Source organism: Paracidovorax avenae ATCC 19860 (genome assembly GCF_000176855.2).
GTDB classification, from domain to species: Bacteria; Pseudomonadota; Gammaproteobacteria; order Burkholderiales; family Burkholderiaceae_C; genus Paracidovorax; species Paracidovorax avenae.
Genome location: NC_015138.1, coordinates 3,235,079 through 3,250,769 on the forward strand (window position 1 = coordinate 3,235,079; position 15,691 = coordinate 3,250,769).

Here is a 15,691-nt window from a genome sequence, read left to right on the forward strand (position 1 = left end):
CCGGGCGTTGCGGATGCAGCGCCCCCAGCTCCCCGATGACCCAGGAAAGGCCTGCCATGACGCATTCCGACGCCCCCCGAGATTCCTCCCTGCCCCGCGATGCGGCCGATGCCGTGCCGGGCCTTGCCGGCATCGCGCCCACGCGCCGGCGCTGCCTGCAGGCGCTCGCCGCGCTGGCCGCACCGGGCGTGCTGCAGGCCAGCCTGGCGGCCACGCCGCAGGGCGCCACGGATGCACGCTTCCTGCTCGTCTTCCTGCGTGGCGGCTACGATTGCGCGAGCCTGCTGGTGCCCACTGCCAGCGACTTCTACTACGAAAGCCGCCCGAACATCGCCATCCCCCGGCCCGGCGCCGAGGGCGGCGCCCTGCAGCTCACGGCCGACTGGGGCCTGCACCCGGCGCTGGCCGGTTCGCTGCAGCCGCTCTATGCAAAGAAACAGGTCGCCTTCGTGCCGTTCTCGGGCACCGACGATCTCACGCGCAGTCACTTCGACACGCAGGACAGCATCGAGCTGGGCCAGCCCGTGGGCGCGCGGCGCGACTACCGCTCGGGCTTCCTGAACCGGCTGGCGACGGAGCTCGGGGCACAGACGCGCTGGCACGACCATCTCTCGCCGATGGCCTTCACCGACACGCTGCCGCTGGTGCTGCGCGGCGGCTACGACGTGCCCAACACGGCCCTGGCCGCGGCCGGCGTGTCCAAGCCCGGCATCGACGAACGGCAGGCGGGACTGATCGCCTCCATGTACCAGGGCACGCCGCTGGCCGCCCCCGTGGCCGAGGGCTTCCAGACGCGCGACGAGGTGGCGCGCACCATGCAGGGCGAGATGGACGCCGCCAGCCGCAACGCGCTCAGCACCAAGGGCTTCGAGGGCACGGCGCGGCGCATGGCGCGCCTCATGCAGTCGCGCTACAACCTGGGGTTCGTGGACGTGGGCGGCTGGGATACGCACGTGGGCCAGGGCAACGCAACGGGCGCGCTGGCCAACCGCTTCGAGGAGCTGGGCCGGGGCCTCGCAGCCTTCGCTGACGAAATGGGCCCGGCCTGGAACCGCACCACGGTCGTCGTGGTGAGCGAGTTCGGCCGCACCTTCCGCGAGAACGGCAACCGCGGCACCGACCACGGCCACGGCAGCGTGATGTGGGTGCTGGGCGGCGGCATCGCCGGCGGACGCATCGCGGGCGAGCAGCAGGCGCTCACCGCGACCACGCTGTTCCAGAACCGCGACTATCCGGTGCTCAACGACTACCGTGGCGTGCTGGGCGGGATCTTCGGGCGCATGTACGGACTGAACGGGAACGCGCTGGCCCGGGTGTTCCCGGGCGCGAAACCCAAAGACCTGCGGCTGGTTTGAAAGACGCCGGAGGGGGCCGGTGATTCGCGGCGCCGTGTCTCAGCCCTGTGCTGGCGCACCCGACTTGAACACGCCCGTCAGCAACTCCGGCAACCGATCCCGCCCCATGCGGAATCCGCAGGCTTGCGCATGGCCCCCGCCGCCCATGCGGGTCGCGAGCACCGAGCAGTCGTAGCCGCGCTGCGAGCGCAGGCCGACCTTGACCTGCCCGTCCTTGCCCACCACCCACATCAGCGCGAAGGTGCCGGACTGCTGGGAGAGCATCTCGCCGATCAGGCTGTGGAAGGCGCCCGGGGCATTGACCATCAGGCCCTGCTCACCGTCGAATACCAGCGGCTGCGCGCCACCGGCCACGTCGGCCGCGAGGTGGCGGAACTTCTCGTCCATGGCCTCGCCGCGCGCGACGAAGGCCTGCGTCTGGTCCGGCGTGAAACGGGCGATGGCGTCCCAGCGCGCGAAGTCGAAGGGTTCCATGTCCAGCGCGGCGACATAGCCGGCAGTCTCGGGGTACTTCCAGTTCCAGAGGTCGCGGTCTTCGATGTAGCGCACCAGATCGGGCAGCGGTGCCTCCGCATGGAAGAAGTCCCAGGCCAGGCGCGCGCCCGACTTGTCCATGTCGAAATGCACCACGCCGCAGCGGCAGGCGAAGCCGGTGAGCTGTTCGGCAGCGCTCTTGTGGTGGTCCAGCATCACGAGGCGGGCGGCGCGTTCGTCGATGGCGCGCAGCAGTTCGGGCGGGAACGAGAAGTCCAGGATGTACACGTACCGGCCTTCCAGGGGCGGCAGGTCCTCCACCGACTTCGCCTGGCCGTGAGACAGGCCCACGCATTCGACCTCGCCGCCGTAATAGCGCCAGGCGGCCAGCGCGGCACCGAAGCCGTCGGCGCAGCGGCCGTGGTAGAGCACCAGGGGGGATGGATCGCCGGGCGAGGGGGCCATGAGCAGTGTCTGGGGCAGCAGGGTGCGCGCGGGAGCGGGGGCGGAAGTCGTCGTGGTCATAGGGGCGCGATTGTCCGCGACATCGGGGCTGGCGCGCTCGCGCGCGGCGCGGAACAATGGCGCAGTCGGCGGGACATGCATCCGATGCCGTCCCGCCCTGCCCGTCACCCCACTCCGCCCGAGGAGCCCCACATGCCCGCAACCCACCCCCTCCGCCCCGGCCGCAAGGCCCCTGCACGCCTGGCCTGCACCGGCCTGCTGGCGGCCGCGCTGGCGCTTGCGGGATGCGCCAGCACGGTGCCCTCGCCGGCCAGCGCGGATCCGGCCGAGGTGCAGCGCCATGCGGCCGACCTGGCCGAATGCCAGCGCTATGCGCAGCAGATCGGCGTGGTGATCGAGACGCTGGACGGCATGCTGACCGGCGCGCTGGTGCTGGCGTCGCTCGCCTGGTCCGCGGGCGGCAGCCACGATGCGGTGCGCGACTGGGCCGTGGCGGGCGGCGCGCTCGGGGCCACCCAGGGCCTGCAGCCGCTGGAGCGCCGGCGCCGCGCGGTGGACAGCTGCATGCAGGCGCGCGGCCATGCGACCGGGCCCTACCCCGCGGCGCCTCTGCCGCCGCCGCCCGCCGAGCCCGCTCCCGGCACGGTGACCGGGCCCGCGCTGCCCGCCATCGCGCTGGGGGTGGACAGTTTCAGCGCCCAGCAGCTGGCGCGCGCGCAGGCCTGCAGCGCCCAGCCCGTCGCGGCGCTGGCGGCCAAGGGGCCGGGCTTCGAGACCTATACCGTGGCCTGCGACAACGGCGATGCGCTGGCGATCCGCTGCGAGTTCGGCAACTGCCGCGTGCTGCGCTGAACGGCCGGGCCGCGGTGCCCACGCCGGGGTATGCTGCGCGCCCGATGCCGCTTCCGACCGCACCCCGCCACCCGCCCCTGTCCATCCTCTGGCAGGACGACGACCTCGTCGCCGTGTACAAGCCTGCCGGATGGCTGGTGCACCGCACGGGGCTGGACGCAGGGGAGACCCGCTTCGTGATGCAGGCGCTGCGCGACCAGATGGGCCGCCGCGTCTATCCGGTACACCGGCTCGACAAGGGCACCTGCGGGGTGCTGGTGATGGGGCTGCACGCGGACGCGGCCCGCGCGCTGTCGCAGGCCTTCGAGCACCACCGGGTGGACAAGCGCTACCTCGCCCTCGTGCGCGGCCATGCGCCGGACCGGGTGCAGGTGGACCATGCCCTGCGCCCGGACGATGCGCCGCCCGACGCCGCCGTTCAGCCGGCCCGCACGGCGCTGCGCTGCCTTGCGCGGCTGGAACTGCCCGAGGCCAGCGACACGCGCTTCGCCACCACGCGGGCTTCGCTGGTGGAAGCCCTGCCGGAAACCGGCCGCCGCCACCAGATCCGCCGGCACCTCAAGCACATCGCCCATCCGATCCTGGGCGACGCCACCCACGGCAAAGGTCCGCTGAACCGCTGGTGGGCACAGCGGCTGGGCCTGCAACGGCTCTGGCTGCACGCCTGGCGGCTGGCACTGCCGCATCCCGCGACGGGCGACATGCTGGTCCTGGACAGTGGCCTGCACGGTGGCCCGCTGCCCGGCACGCCGGCCGCGCCGGACGGGGCGGGCCCGCCGGAGGTGCCGGCGGATCTGTCGGCGGGTTCACCCGACCTGCACGACTGGCAGGCGCGCGTGCTGTGCCTCGACTGGGTCCGCTGCGGCGACGCGGCGGCCCCGGAACGCTGACGCCGGAATCCACCGGGGAACGCGCATGCAGGGACTGGCAGGAAGGCCTTGCCGCTGCCGGTAGGCGCCGTCCTACCCGCTGTCGCGACAGGTGCTGCCGGGATGCCGGCTGCCCGCGGCGCAAAGTCGGGGCCACTTCCGAAGACTCGACTTCCGCCATGCACGACACCATCCCCCGCGGCCCTGACGGCCGGAGCCTCCAGGCACATTCCGGCGCATGCCCGCACGGGGGCGCCGCATGACGGAGTGGTGGGAGGTGATCCTGGCCACGACGGCCGGCGAATTTTCCGACCTGCCCGACCTGGAGCAGGCCACGCGCATCGTGGTGCGCCTGGGCATGGCCGGGCTGCTGGGCGGACTGCTGGGCTGGGAGCGCGAGCACCGCGGCAAGGCTGCCGGGGTGCGCACGCACATGCTGGTGTCGATGGGCGCGGCACTGTTCGTGCTGGTGGCCGAGCAGGAAGGCATCGCGCCCGCGGACAACAGCCGCGTGCTGCAGGGCATCATCGCAGGCGTGGGCTTCCTGGGTGCGGGCACCATCCTCAAGAGCGACGGCGCGCACCAGATACGCGGGCTCACCACCGCGGCCGGCATCTGGCTCACCGCGGCGATCGGCGTGGCGGCGGGCCTGGGCCGCGAGGCCACCGCGCTGCTGAGCACGCTGCTGGCGCTGCTGGTGCTGGCTGCGGAGCCGCTCGCGCAGCGGCTCTTGCACGGGCGCAGCGCCCCCGCGGAGGACGATGCGCCGGCAGCCGGGGAACGCCGGGCCGCGGCAGGAGCGCGCTCGCCCTCCTCGGCGCCGAACCACGGCAGCGAGACAGGCTCCACCGGCGGCGGCCCGCCCCCGGCATCCTGAGCATTTACGCCCTCAGCGTGCCCGCCGGCGTGCGGCCGGATCGGGGGAAAAATGCGGCCCCGCGCCCGAAGCCCCCAGGGTGTCGTCCGGATTGCGCAACGGGCAGGCGCGCAGGGACAGGCACCCGCAGCCGATGCAGCCGTCGAGCTGGTCGCGCAGGCGCGTGAGCGTGGCGATGCGTTCATCGAGCTCCGCGCGCCAGGCTGCGGACAGCCGGCGCCAGTCGGCCACCGTGGGCGTGCGGCCCTCGGGCAGGGCCTGCAGGGCGTCCGCGATGGTCGCCAGTGGCAACCCCATGCGCTGCGCGATCTTGATGACGGCGACGCGCCGCAGCACGGAGCGTGGATAGCGGCGCTGGTTGCCGGCGCTGCGCACGCTGGCGATCAGGCCCTTGGATTCGTAGAAATGCAGCGCCGACACCGCCAGCCCGCTGCGGTCGGCGACTTCGCCCACGGTAAGTTCGGGCATGTCGGCACGGCCTGCCCGCCGCGAAGGAGACTTGGCGGCGAGTGATGCGACCGGCAATGTGGCTGACGGTGTGGCCGAAGCCGGAGGAGCGGAAGGCGGGGTGCTGCGGGAGGTGGGCGGCATGGAGCGGTAGCGGGCGATAGGCAGTGTGGAAAAAAAGCGTTTGACCTCAAGTTTAGTTGAGGTTCGATACTGCAGGGCATGCGGTTGCCGGTCTCGCCGGCAGGCTCTTTTTCCTGAACATCAATGCTTTCCCATGACTCCTTGCTCACCAGCCCCGAATCCTTCCCCCGCTGCCCATCCCGTACTGTCCTTCGCCAACCCGCCCGGGCTCTACGACCCCGCGCCGAACGGCTATTCCCACCTGGCCATCGTGCAGGGGCCGGCCCGCCTCATCCACGTCGCCGGCCAGGGCGGGGAGGACGCCGAGGGCCGGCTGGCCGAGGGTTTCGATGCCCAGGTGCGCCAGGCGCTGGACAACCTCTGCACCGCGCTGGCCGCGGCGGGCGCCGCGCCGCGCGACGTCGCCCGCCTCACGGTGCTGGTGGTGGACCATTCGGAAGAACGGCTGCGCTCCTGCGGCGCGGCCCTGCTCGCCCGCTGGGCCGGCGCTGCCCTCCCGGCCTGTACGCTGATTCCCGTGCCGCGGCTCGCGCTCGATGGCATGCTGTTCGAAATCGACGCCACGGCAGTGCTGCCGGCGGCGTGAAGCGCATCCACCCCATGCCCGCGGGCCACGGTGCCCCATGCCTTCGCCATTTCCTGCAGACCGATTCACATCCCATGCCATCCAGTTCCCCAGCCACCCACGCGGGCCCCACCCCGCTCACCCAGGCCCCTGCCGGCCTGTCCACGCCCGTCCTGCTCCTCATGGCCACGGCCTGCGGCCTCTGCGCCGGGGCCAACTACTTCAACCAGCCCCTGCTGCATTCGATCGCGGTGCAACTGGGCGTGAGCGAATCACGCGCCGCGTTCACCGTGACGATCGCCCAGGTGTCGTATGCGGCCGGCCTGCTGCTGCTGGTGCCGCTGGGCGACAAGCTGGAGAGGCGGCGCCTGGTGGTGGCGCTGATGGCGCTGGCCGCCTGCGGGCTGTTCCTGAGCGGATTCGCCGGCAGCTTCGGCGCACTGGCCGCCGGCACGCTGATGACGGGGCTGTTCTCGGTGGCGGCGCAGGTGCTGGTGCCGATGGCCGCGGCGCTGGCCGCGCCGGGGCGCAGCGGCCGAGCGGTGGGGCTGGTGATGAGCGGCCTGCTGGTGGGCATCCTGGCGGCACGCAGCGTGGCGGGGCTGCTGTCGGGCGTGGGCGGATGGAGCCTGGTGTACCGCGTGGGCGGGATCGCGATCCTGGTCGTGGCCGTGGCACTGTGGTTCGCCCTGCCGGCACTGCGCACGCCGAACCCGCCCAGCTACGGGCAGGTGCTGCGCTCGCTGGCCACCCTGGCGCGGCAGCACCCGCGGCTGCGCAGCCGGGCCCTGCTGGGCGGCCTGTCCTTCGGCTCGGTGAGCGTGCTGTTTTCCACGATGGCGCTGATGCTGGCCGGGCCCGCGCACCGGCTGGGAGACGCGCAGATCGGCCTGGTGGGGCTGGCGGGCGTGGCCGGCGCGCTCATGGCCAACTGGGCGGGCCGCATGGCCGACCGCGGACATGAGCAGTGGACCACGCGGGCCTCCGTGCTGCTGCTCGCGGCCAGCTGGGGCGCACTGTGGCTGGGCGGCGCCAGCCTGCCGTGGTTCCTGGTGGGGGTGCTGGCGATCGACCTGGCGCTGCAGGGCGTGCACATCAGCAACCAGAACGTGATCTACGCCCTGGCGCCGCAGGCCCGCTCGCGGCTCAACGCCGTGTACATGACGACCTACTTCGCCGGCGCCGCCCTCGGCTCCGCGCTGGGTTCGGCGGCATGGCAGCACGGCGGCTGGGGCGCCACCTGCGCCATCGGCCTGGCGGTGGCGGGCGCGAACTGCGCCGCGATGTGGCACGACGCCCGGCTGGCCCGGCAGGCGGCCCGCCACGGATGAGCGCGGTCGCGCAATGGCGGCGTGGTCCGACACGGCCCCCCCCGGCCGTACCGGTGTAATGGCTTCCAGAAGGCCCCGCACGCCGCGCGGCCGGCCCACCCAACCATGCATTGCGAGGAGGACCGACCCATGCACGCAGAACACGCGACCATCCACGGCGAAGTGACCTACCGCGAGGGCGACGGCATGCCCATCGCCATTCCCGAAGGCCCGGTGGAACTCACCCATGCGGACGACAGCGTCACGCTGAGCTGGAAGGAACAGGACGAAAACGCAGCGGGCGTCGCCGCCCTGCCCCGCCATGAGTTCGACCGCTATGTGAAGGAAGGCAAGATCGTCACCGAAGGCGGCCGCGGCGGCACCGGGGATGGCGGCGGTGACTGATCGGCCCTCACGATCACCCTCCACGTTCACGCACCACTGAAAGGCGCTGAACACACTCCAGCAGGCCGGTCCCTTCAGCGGATCGACAGGGCCTCTGCCGCCTGCGCCAATTGCTCGCGCGCGGCCTGCAGGTCGGCTTCCAGCGGCCGGTCCAGGCGGCGGATGAAGGGGCAGGTCAGCACGGCCAGCGCCTGGCCCTGCGGCCCGCGCACGGGCATGGAGATGTCGATCACGCCGAAGGCCTGCTGGCTGTCGCCCTGCCACCAGCCCTGCGTGCGCACATGCTCCAGGATGGTGTGCAGTTCCGCCGGCTGCATGGGCGCTTCGCCCTCGGCGCCCTGCGTGGCCTGGTGCTCGGCCAGCATCTCGGCGCGGCGCTGCTCGGTCTGGAAGGCCAGCATCACATGGCCCGAGCCGGTGTCGATCAGGCTCACCCGCACGCCCAGCCGGATCGACAGGCCCCAGTTGCCCGGTCCGTTGACCTGGGCCACCACCGTGATATCCCCCCGGTTATAGACGCCCAGGTGGCAGGACTGCTGCGCCGCCGTGGCGAAGCCCTCCATCACCGGCAGGGCCTGCGACACCATGCGCTCCATGGGCGGATGGCTGTGCCCCAGCACGAAGAGCTTGAGGCTGAGCGCGTAGCGGTCGCCCTGCGGTGAGCGGGTGACGTAGTCGCGCGCCACCAGCCTCTCGAGCATGCGGTAGATCTCGCCCGGACTGCGGCCCATGGCCTTCACGATCTCGGCGCGGGTGAGGCCATGGGGCTGGCCGGCCAGCAGCTCGAGGATGTCCAGCCCTTTGTCGAGGGCGGGAGCACGGTAGCGATCGGTTTCTTCTGTCATGGCGGGAAATGGGATGGGGAGGCCTGCTCCGGAAGGGGCCGGCGGCGCGCTGGTGCGGATTCTCCGGGCAATCGCGCGGTGGCGTGCCGGCAATTTGCCGTGGCTCCGTCGCCACGGCAGCAGGGTATCCCCTCATTGGCGCTGCAGGCTGCAAGTTTTTACATTGTTCCTCAATGAACGAAAAGTTCATATATGAACTTGAAGGCGAGGCTTACGAGGCCGCGCCGCGAGGTGCTGCCCGCGAGGGCGGTGGCTCCAAAGGCTTCCGGCGCGATGCCCCGCGCCCGGATCAGCCGGCGCGGTTGCGCGCCACGGGTGGGGTGACTGCCGGGCGCAGCCCGGTTCCTTTTTTCGATCAGCAAAGTTACTACAACGGAGATAAACGCTGTGAATACGCATTCCAAGACAACCCTGGCGGCTGCGGCCGCGCTGCTGGCCGCGGCCGGCACGCTGCCCGGCGCGGCGCACGCGCAGTCCAACGTCACGCTCTATGGCCGCGTGGTCGCGGGCGTGGAATACATCAACAAGATCGCTGACCCCGTCACCGGCCAGACGAACTCGCTCACGCGCGCTGCCGACAACCAGTGGGGCACGAGCATGATCGGCTTCCGCGGCAAGGAAGACCTGGGCGGCGGCCTGAGCGCCGTCTTCAACCTGGAAGGCGGCTTCAGCGCCACCAAGGGCACGACCGGCTCGGCGTTCTTCAATCGCCGCTCGCTGGTGGGCCTGAGCAGCGCCAGCTGGGGCACCCTGATGTTCGGCAAGAACCTCTTCAACAGCAACGACGTGTGGAACATCGATCCCACGGGCCAGCAGTTCATGAGCAGCTCGACGCTGGTGCGCGGCCGCAACTGGCCGGGCGTGAACAACCTCATCGAGTACACCACGCCCAACTTCGGCGGCTTCACCGCCAACGTGCAATTGGGCATGGGCGAGCAGCCGGGATCGAACAAGCAGTTGCGCAACGAAGGCCTGTCGCTGGCCTATGCCGCGAACAACCTCGAAGTGCGCGCCATGCTCAACAGCCGGCGCGATGCCAACGGCAACTACAGCGACGCCTACAACTATTCCAAGGACGCGATCCTGGGCGGTACCTACCGCATCGGCGCGGCCAAGCTGTTCGCCGCCTATGAGGCCATCTCCGCCCCCGATGCCGCGGCCGGCGCCCCCAGCAAGCTCAAGCACGGCTGGCTGGGCGTGCGCTACGACGTGACGTCCGCGCTGACCCTGATCGGCGCAGGCTACCGCGTCAGCGCCAACCGCGGCAACGGCAACGCCACCCTGCTGATGGTGGGCGCGGACTACTACCTGTCCAAGCGCACCTTCCTGTACGCGTCGCTGGGCGGCGTGAACAACAGCTCCACCGCCAACTACGCGGCCGACGTCACCGTCAACGGCCCGGGCGCCGGTGCATCGCAGCGCGCGATGTACTTCGGCATGGGCCACTCGTTCTGAGGAGGGCCGCATCCCGGTTTTTCTGTTTTTTCATTGCGAGCCGGTACACCGGCATTGGGGCTGCCATGCGGGACATGGCAGCCCTTTTTTCATTGGCGCACGCCTGCGCCCTGGGTCAGGCGTCTTCGCCGCGTTCGGCTCCGCTGGCGGGCCGCCCTCCCTTGCGGCGCGATTCGCGCTCGGCCTTCCTGGCGGCCCGGGCGGCTTCCTGGACCTGCGCCGCCGCGCTCCAGGCCTCGAATTCGGGCGGCGTCTCCAGCGTGATGCGCCCGAGGATGGCACTGCGGAAGTCCGTCATCACCAGCTCGGCCGCCTTCTGCAGGTTCACGCGCCCGCCCGACATCACGGCCCCGCGCTTGCGCGCGATGAGCGTGAGCAGTTCATCGTCGTGCAGCGCCGCGATCGCTGCCGCATCCAGCCCGAGGCGGTAGCGCGCATCCAGCAGGGGCGCGTAGTGGCGCTGCAGATAGGCCAGCAGCTCCAGCGCCACCTCTTCCTCGTCGTAGGCATTGCGGCCCACCGCGCCGCTCGCGGCGAGCTTGTAGCCGCTTTCCGGAATGGTGATGCGCGGCCACAGCATGCCCGGGGTGTCCCACAGGTAGAAATCATCGTCCAGCACGATGCGCTGCTCGAGCTTGGTGATGCCGGCCTCGTCGCCGGTCTTCGCCTGGGTCTTGCCGGTGAGCGTGTTGATCAGGGTGGACTTGCCCACGTTGGGAATGCCGCAGATCAGCACGCGCATGGGCTTGGCCATGCCGCCGCGCTGGGGCGCGAGCTGCCGGCAGGCGTCGATCAGGCGGCGTGCCGGCGCGGTGTCGGAGGCATCCAGCCCGATGGCGCGGGTGTCGGCGCGGGCGTTGTACCAGTCGAGCCAGGCCGGCGTGCGGGTGGCATCGGCCACGTCCTGCTTGTTCAGCACCTTGAGGGTGGGCCGGTGGCCGGTGAGCTCGGCCAGCAGCGGGTTGGCGCTGGAGCCGGGCAGGCGCGCGTCCAGGAGCTCGATGACGACGTCGATGTCCTTGATGCGCTCGCCGATCGCCTTGCGCGTGGAATGCATGTGGCCGGGAAACCATTGGATGGCCATGGGATGGACTCAGGTGGTGCGTTGGGAGAAGGGGGATGGACGGGGCGTCGGCGCGGTCGCACGGATAATCGCGCATCCGGCGCCCTGCCCCGCCACCGTTGTTCCACCGATTGTCCCAGACCCGCCCATGACCCGCGCCTCTCCCACGCCGCCGCCGCCTTCCGAGACCACCCGGCGGCAGGCGTCCGAAATGCTGTTCAAGGGCGTGACCTGCGCGCTCATCGGCATCGTCATCCTGCTGGCGCCCTATTACGCGCGTTCGCTGAGCGTGCGCGACCTCATGGGGCAGATCCACGTGGTCGGCTGGTTCGCGCTCGTGCTCGGGCTGGCCTTCATGGGCCGCTGGGGCTGGCAGCGCTGGCGCGGCGGCCCCCGGTGAACACGCCGCACGGCCCGCAGGCGCTCCCGGCAGGCCTCGCGACCCTGCGCACCGCAGACGACGCGGCGCGGGCGTTCGCCGCACTGCAGGCGCTGGCGCAGGCCCGTGGCGTCACTCTGCGGCCGCCGCCCGGGCCGCCCACCACCTGCTGCGGCCGCGGCTGCAACGGCTGCGTCTGGGAGGGCTTCTATGCCGCCGCGCACTGGTGGTGCGAAGACGCGCAGGCAGCGCTGGCCCAGCCTCCGGCAGGCGTGCCCGTCGCTCCTGCTGCCTGAACGCCCACGCCAGCAGCCGGCGCGACAGTTATTTCGCGGCCCCGGGCGCCCTACGGTATTGCTGTCGCGTTATTCTCGGCCCATGCATGCCACCGCGATCCCTGCCGCCGAGCCGGCCGACGCCTCCCTGGAGGGCGTGCATTCCGCCGCCCACGCCCTGGCGGCCCGTCATGCACCCGAGCGCCTTGAGGCCGTGGTGGCCACGGGCCTGCTCGACTCCCCCGCAGAGCCTGGCTTCGACAGCCTGACGGCGACCGCGGCCCGCCTTCTGGGTGCCGCGGCATGTTTCATATCCGTCGTCGATGGGCAGCGCGATTTCTACAAGAGCCAGTCCGGCTTTCCCGAAGCGCTGGCGCGTGCCCGCGAAATGGAGGGCCTGACGTTCTGCCACTTCACGCTGGACCGGGACGATGCGCTGGTCATCCGCGACACGCACGCCGAGCCGCAATGGCGCGCCGTGCCCACCGTGGAAAGCCTGGGCGTGCGTGCCTACGTGGGCGTGCCCCTGAAGGCGCATGGGCAGAACATCGGCAGCTTCTGCGTGATCGACATGCGCCCGCGCGCCTGGACGGACGACGAACTGGAGACCATCCGCCAGCTGGCCGTCTCCGCGGCGCGCGAGCTGGACCTGCGCACCGCCCTGGCCGCCGCGCAGGAGGCCGCCGCCACGGCACGCGCCCAGGCGCTGGCGCGCGAACGGGTGCTGGCGGTGGTCGCGCACGACCTGCGCACGCCGCTGCAGGTGCTGCAGCTCAGCGCCACGCAGATCCAGCGCTGCGCGGCGCCGCCGCCGGAGGCCATCGTGCAGCGCATGCTGTCGGCCGTGGGCATGATGGCCTCGCTGGTGGAAGGCCTGCTGCGGCCGTCCGACTCGGCATCGACCGTGCAGGCCCTGCCGCTGGCGACGCTGGCCACGGACGCGGTCGAGATGATGGCGCCCATCGCCGAGAAATGCGGCATCGCGCTGGTGCTGGGGCCGGTGCCCGACGCGCTGGTGCGGGTGGACTACGGCCAGATGGTGCGGGTGCTGGGCAACCTGATCGGCAATTCGCTCAAGTACTCGCCCGAGGGCAGCACCGTGCGCATGGCCGGCACCTGCAGTTCGCCGCACGCGGCGCGATCGGTCGAACTCACGGTGGCGGACAACGGCATGGGCATGGCCCCGGAAGAAGTCGCGCGCGCGTTCGAGCCGGGCTGGCAGGGCGAGACGGCCCGTGCCCGCAAGGACGGCGTCGGCCTGGGCCTGGGCATCGTGAAATCGCTGGTGGAATCCAATCGCGGCCAGGTGCGCATGGAAAGCCGCCCCGGCCAGGGCACCTCCGTCACCATCACCCTGCCGCGCGCCTGAGCGGCGCGCCCGCGCTCAGCGCGCCGCCACCATGCGCAGGCCCAGCGCGATGAAGACCGTGCCCGCGATGCGGTCCAGCCACAGGCCGGCGCGCGGCCGGCGCTGCAGCCAGCCGCCGATGGTGCCGGCGAAGCAGCCCAGCAGGCCGAAGAGCACCGCTGCCTGCAGCGTGAACACCAGCCCCAGCACGCCCAGCTGCGACCCCACCGCGCCCTGCGAGGGCACCGCGAACTGTGGCAGGAATGAGAGGAAGAACAGCACGACCTTCGGATTGACCGCATTCGCCAGCATGCCCCTGGCGAACAGGGTACGCAGCGGCTGGGCGGCCTGGGCAGCCACGTCCGTGCGCAGGGAGCCGCCGCTGCCGGCATGCCGCAGGGCCTGCACGCCGAGCCACACGAGGTAGGCGCCCCCTACCCACTTGAGCACGGTGAATGCAGCGGGCGACGCCGCGATCATCGCGCTCACGCCGAGCACCGCCAGCAGCGTGTGGCTCAGGCAGCCCGCCGCGCAGCCGAGCCCGAAGGCCACGCCCCGGGCCCGGCCCCGGGACATGCCCATGCCCAGCACCATGAGGTTGTCCGGCCCCGGCGTGGCGGTGATGAGGACGGCGGCGAGCAGGAAGGCGAGGATCTGGGCGGCGGTGGGCATCGCGCGATGATACGGGGCCGTTGCGCGGCCCTCGGTCGGCGGCCGGTGCGCCGGGCCCGGCTGTTCCATCGAGCGGAACGCATCCCCTAGGCAGCGTCCGCGCACTGGGCGATAGTGGCGCATTCCCCTTCTTCCCACCCATGACCTCGACCTCCCTGCCCACCTCTCCTTCCGCTCCGGCCGCCGCCACGCTCCGCACCGGCGGCCAGATCCTCGTGGACCAGCTCATCCTGCACGGCGTGCGACAGCTCTTCTGCGTGCCCGGCGAAAGCTACCTGGCGGTGCTCGACGCGCTGCACGATGCCGACATCGCCGTCACCGTCTGCCGCCAGGAAGGCGGCGCGGCCATGATGGCCGAGGCGCAGGGCAAGCTCACGGGCCGCCCGGGCATCTGCTTCGTCACGCGCGGTCCGGGGGCCACGAACGCCTCGGCCGGCATCCATATCGCGCACCAGGACTCGACGCCGCTGATCGTGTTCGTGGGGCAGGTGGCCCGCGAGGCGCTGGGCCGCGAAGCCTTCCAGGAGCTGGACTATGGCGCCGTGTTCGGCACCATGGCCAAGTGGGTGGTGCAGGTGGACGACGCGCGGCGCCTGCCGGAACTGCTGTCGCGGGCATTCCACATCGCCACCTCGGGCCGGCCCGGGCCGGTGGTGGTGGCGCTTCCTGAAGACATGCTGACGGATGTGGTGCCGGCCGCCGATGCCCTGCCCCACGCGGTGGCCGAGACCCACCCCGGCCCGGACGCGCTGCGCGAGCTGGCGCAGCGGCTGGCCTCGGCCGAGCGGCCGGTGGCCATCCTGGGCGGCAGCCGCTGGTCGGAAGCAGCGGTGCGCGATTTCACGGCCTTCGCCGAGGCATGGAGCCTGCCGGTGTACTGCTCGTTCCGGCGGCAGATGCTGTTTCCGGCCAGCCACCGCTGCTACTGCGGCGACCTGGGCCTGGGCGCCAATCCGAAGCTGCTGGCGCGCATCCGCGAAAGCGACCTGGTGCTGCTGGTGGGCGGGCGGCTGTCGGAGGTGCCCTCGCAGGGCTACACGCTGCTGGACATTCCCGTGCCGGCGCAACCCCTGGTCCACGTGCATGCGGATGCCGACGAACTGGGCCGGCTGTACCGCCCTGCGCAGGCCATCCATGCCACGCCGCAGGCCTTCACCGCCGCCCTCTCCGCGGTGCGGCCGGAAGGCGCGGTGCGCTGGGCCGCGCATGCCACCGCGGCGCGCGCCGACTACCTGGCCTGGAGCGATCCCGCGCCAATCCGCATTCCGGGCCCGCTGCAGATGGGCGAGGTGATGCGCCACCTGCGCGAGGTGCTTCCGCCGGACACCATCTTCTGCAACGGCGCGGGCAATTTCGCCACCTGGGTGCACCGGTTCTGGCCCTTCACGGCCTTCGCCAGCCAGCTCGCGCCCACCAGCGGCTCCATGGGCTACGGCCTGCCGGCCGGCGTGGGCGCCAAGCGGCTGTGGCCGCAGCGCGAAGTGGTGGTGTTCTCGGGCGACGGCGACTTCCTCATGCACGGGCAGGAGTTCGCCACCGCCGTGCAGTACGGCCTTCCGGTGATCGTGGTGCTGCTGGACAACGGCATGTACGGCACGATCCGCATGCACCAGGAGCGCGAATACCCCGGACGGGTGAGCGCCACGCAACTGCGCAACCCCGACTTCCGCGCCTATGCGCAGGCCTTCGGCGGCCACGGGGAGCGGGTGGAGCGCACGGAGGATTTCGCACCCGCGCTGGCCCGCGCCCGCGCGAGCGGCCTGCCCAGCGTGCTGCACTGCCTGCTGGATGCGGAGGCGATCACGCCCACGGGCACGCTGGCAGGCATCCGCGGCGCGGCGCAGGCGGCCGGCCGCTAAAAAAAGGCCCGCCAGGGGGCCTGCACCAAGGG

At 71.7% G+C, this 15,691-nt stretch carries 17 protein-coding genes; 12 read left to right on the forward strand and 5 right to left on the reverse strand.

What is annotated here, in order from left to right; all coding sequences use genetic code 11:
• The first annotated feature begins 56 nt into the window (after positions 1 to 56).
• Complete coding sequence (locus ACAV_RS14185; protein ID WP_013595260.1) at positions 57 to 1,355, forward strand: DUF1501 domain-containing protein; 1,299 nt, start codon at positions 57 to 59, stop codon at positions 1,353 to 1,355.
• A gap of 39 nt (positions 1,356 to 1,394) precedes the next feature.
• On the opposite strand, the gene ACAV_RS14190 is transcribed toward ACAV_RS14185, so the two are convergent.
• Positions 1,395 to 2,354 (reverse strand): DHH family phosphoesterase, encoded by a 960-nt coding sequence (locus ACAV_RS14190; protein WP_041828779.1) that lies wholly within the window; start codon positions 2,352 to 2,354, stop codon positions 1,395 to 1,397.
• Positions 2,355 to 2,486: 132 nt separating this feature from the next.
• Between ACAV_RS14190 and ACAV_RS14195 the strand changes: the two genes are divergently transcribed.
• The 3 genes from ACAV_RS14195 (at position 2,487) to ACAV_RS14205 (ending at position 4,892) form a co-directional block, all read left to right on the forward strand.
• Positions 2,487 to 3,146 (forward strand): glycine zipper family protein, encoded by a 660-nt coding sequence (locus tag ACAV_RS14195; RefSeq protein ID WP_013595262.1) that lies wholly within the window; start codon positions 2,487 to 2,489, stop codon positions 3,144 to 3,146.
• 44 nt (positions 3,147 to 3,190) lie between these two features.
• Entirely contained in the window at positions 3,191 to 4,036 is an 846-nt protein-coding gene (locus ACAV_RS14200) for a pseudouridine synthase (protein ID WP_013595263.1), read from the forward strand.
• Positions 4,037 to 4,274: 238 nt separating this feature from the next.
• Positions 4,275 to 4,892: an MgtC/SapB family protein gene (locus tag ACAV_RS14205; protein ID WP_013595264.1), complete on the forward strand. Its 618-nt coding sequence runs from the start codon at positions 4,275 to 4,277 to the stop codon at positions 4,890 to 4,892.
• Positions 4,893 to 4,904: 12 nt separating this feature from the next.
• Here the strand turns inward: ACAV_RS14205 and soxR are convergent, their stop codons facing one another.
• Entirely contained in the window at positions 4,905 to 5,360 is a 456-nt protein-coding gene (soxR, locus tag ACAV_RS14210) for a redox-sensitive transcriptional activator SoxR (RefSeq protein WP_013595265.1), read from the reverse strand.
• Positions 5,361 to 5,616: 256 nt separating this feature from the next.
• Between soxR and ACAV_RS14215 the strand changes: the two genes are divergently transcribed.
• The 3 genes from ACAV_RS14215 to ACAV_RS14225 all read left to right on the forward strand — a co-directional run bounded on the left by ACAV_RS14215 (position 5,617) and on the right by ACAV_RS14225 (position 7,763).
• Complete coding sequence (locus ACAV_RS14215) at positions 5,617 to 6,069, forward strand: RidA family protein (protein WP_013595266.1); 453 nt, start codon at positions 5,617 to 5,619, stop codon at positions 6,067 to 6,069.
• A 74-nt stretch (positions 6,070 to 6,143) separates the two neighbouring features.
• A complete protein-coding gene (locus ACAV_RS14220; protein ID WP_013595267.1) occupies positions 6,144 to 7,379 on the forward strand; it encodes an MFS transporter in 1,236 nt (411 codons plus the stop codon).
• A gap of 129 nt (positions 7,380 to 7,508) precedes the next feature.
• The gene (locus ACAV_RS14225; protein ID WP_013595268.1) at positions 7,509 to 7,763 is read left to right on the forward strand and encodes a hypothetical protein; all 255 of its coding nucleotides are present in this window, start codon (positions 7,509 to 7,511) and stop codon (positions 7,761 to 7,763) included.
• 74 nt (positions 7,764 to 7,837) lie between these two features.
• Here the strand turns inward: ACAV_RS14225 and ACAV_RS14230 are convergent, their stop codons facing one another.
• A complete protein-coding gene (locus tag ACAV_RS14230) occupies positions 7,838 to 8,608 on the reverse strand; it encodes an IclR family transcriptional regulator (protein ID WP_013595269.1) in 771 nt (256 codons plus the stop codon).
• Positions 8,609 to 8,995: 387 nt separating this feature from the next.
• On the opposite strand from ACAV_RS14230, the gene ACAV_RS14235 reads away from it, so the two are divergent.
• Positions 8,996 to 10,063: a porin gene (locus tag ACAV_RS14235; RefSeq protein WP_013595270.1), complete on the forward strand. Its 1,068-nt coding sequence runs from the start codon at positions 8,996 to 8,998 to the stop codon at positions 10,061 to 10,063.
• Positions 10,064 to 10,178: 115 nt separating this feature from the next.
• On the opposite strand, the gene ylqF is transcribed toward ACAV_RS14235, so the two are convergent.
• Positions 10,179 to 11,147 carry a ribosome biogenesis GTPase YlqF gene (gene ylqF, locus ACAV_RS14240; protein ID WP_013595271.1) on the reverse strand — a complete coding sequence of 323 codons (969 nt, stop codon included), beginning with the start codon at positions 11,145 to 11,147 and terminating at the stop codon, positions 10,179 to 10,181.
• A gap of 127 nt (positions 11,148 to 11,274) precedes the next feature.
• Here ylqF and ACAV_RS14245 point away from each other — a divergent pair, with 127 nt between their 5' ends.
• From ACAV_RS14245 to ACAV_RS14255, 3 genes are all read left to right on the forward strand, one after another.
• Positions 11,275 to 11,526 carry a hypothetical protein gene (locus tag ACAV_RS14245; protein ID WP_013595272.1) on the forward strand — a complete coding sequence of 84 codons (252 nt, stop codon included), beginning with the start codon at positions 11,275 to 11,277 and terminating at the stop codon, positions 11,524 to 11,526.
• Positions 11,523 to 11,801: an oxidoreductase-like domain-containing protein gene (locus tag ACAV_RS14250; RefSeq protein WP_174270276.1), complete on the forward strand. Its 279-nt coding sequence runs from the start codon at positions 11,523 to 11,525 to the stop codon at positions 11,799 to 11,801. The genes ACAV_RS14245 and ACAV_RS14250 overlap by 4 nt, the downstream gene beginning before the upstream one ends.
• 82 nt (positions 11,802 to 11,883) lie before the next feature.
• Entirely contained in the window at positions 11,884 to 13,149 is a 1,266-nt protein-coding gene (locus tag ACAV_RS14255) for a GAF domain-containing sensor histidine kinase (protein ID WP_013595273.1), read from the forward strand.
• A gap of 15 nt (positions 13,150 to 13,164) precedes the next feature.
• Here ACAV_RS14255 and ACAV_RS14260 read toward each other — a convergent pair whose 3' ends face one another.
• On the reverse strand, positions 13,165 to 13,800 hold the full coding sequence (locus ACAV_RS14260) for a LysE family translocator (protein WP_013595274.1): 636 nt from the start codon (positions 13,798 to 13,800) through the stop codon (positions 13,165 to 13,167).
• Between the two features lie 140 nt (positions 13,801 to 13,940).
• Between ACAV_RS14260 and ACAV_RS14265 the strand changes: the two genes are divergently transcribed.
• Positions 13,941 to 15,659 carry a thiamine pyrophosphate-binding protein gene (locus ACAV_RS14265; protein WP_013595275.1) on the forward strand — a complete coding sequence of 573 codons (1,719 nt, stop codon included), beginning with the start codon at positions 13,941 to 13,943 and terminating at the stop codon, positions 15,657 to 15,659.
• The last annotated feature ends 32 nt before the right edge of the window (positions 15,660 to 15,691 follow it).

Coding starts and splice junctions, on each gene's coding strand:
- ACAV_RS14185 (WP_013595260.1), top strand. CDS start 57: ATGACGCATTCCGACGCCCCCCGAGATTCCTCCCTGCCCCGCGATGCG.
- ACAV_RS14190 (WP_041828779.1), bottom strand. CDS start 2,354: ATGACCACGACGACTTCCGCCCCCGCTCCCGCGCGCACCCTGCTGCCC.
- ACAV_RS14195 (WP_013595262.1), top strand. CDS start 2,487: ATGCCCGCAACCCACCCCCTCCGCCCCGGCCGCAAGGCCCCTGCACGC.
- ACAV_RS14200 (WP_013595263.1), top strand. CDS start 3,191: ATGCCGCTTCCGACCGCACCCCGCCACCCGCCCCTGTCCATCCTCTGG.
- ACAV_RS14205 (WP_013595264.1), top strand. CDS start 4,275: ATGACGGAGTGGTGGGAGGTGATCCTGGCCACGACGGCCGGCGAATTT.
- soxR (WP_013595265.1), bottom strand. CDS start 5,360: ATGCCCGAACTTACCGTGGGCGAAGTCGCCGACCGCAGCGGGCTGGCG.
- ACAV_RS14215 (WP_013595266.1), top strand. CDS start 5,617: ATGACTCCTTGCTCACCAGCCCCGAATCCTTCCCCCGCTGCCCATCCC.
- ACAV_RS14220 (WP_013595267.1), top strand. CDS start 6,144: ATGCCATCCAGTTCCCCAGCCACCCACGCGGGCCCCACCCCGCTCACC.
- ACAV_RS14225 (WP_013595268.1), top strand. CDS start 7,509: ATGCACGCAGAACACGCGACCATCCACGGCGAAGTGACCTACCGCGAG.
- ACAV_RS14230 (WP_013595269.1), bottom strand. CDS start 8,608: ATGACAGAAGAAACCGATCGCTACCGTGCTCCCGCCCTCGACAAAGGG.
- ylqF (WP_013595271.1), bottom strand. CDS start 11,147: ATGGCCATCCAATGGTTTCCCGGCCACATGCATTCCACGCGCAAGGCG.
- ACAV_RS14245 (WP_013595272.1), top strand. CDS start 11,275: ATGACCCGCGCCTCTCCCACGCCGCCGCCGCCTTCCGAGACCACCCGG.
- ACAV_RS14255 (WP_013595273.1), top strand. CDS start 11,884: ATGCATGCCACCGCGATCCCTGCCGCCGAGCCGGCCGACGCCTCCCTG.
- ACAV_RS14260 (WP_013595274.1), bottom strand. CDS start 13,800: ATGCCCACCGCCGCCCAGATCCTCGCCTTCCTGCTCGCCGCCGTCCTC.
- ACAV_RS14265 (WP_013595275.1), top strand. CDS start 13,941: ATGACCTCGACCTCCCTGCCCACCTCTCCTTCCGCTCCGGCCGCCGCC.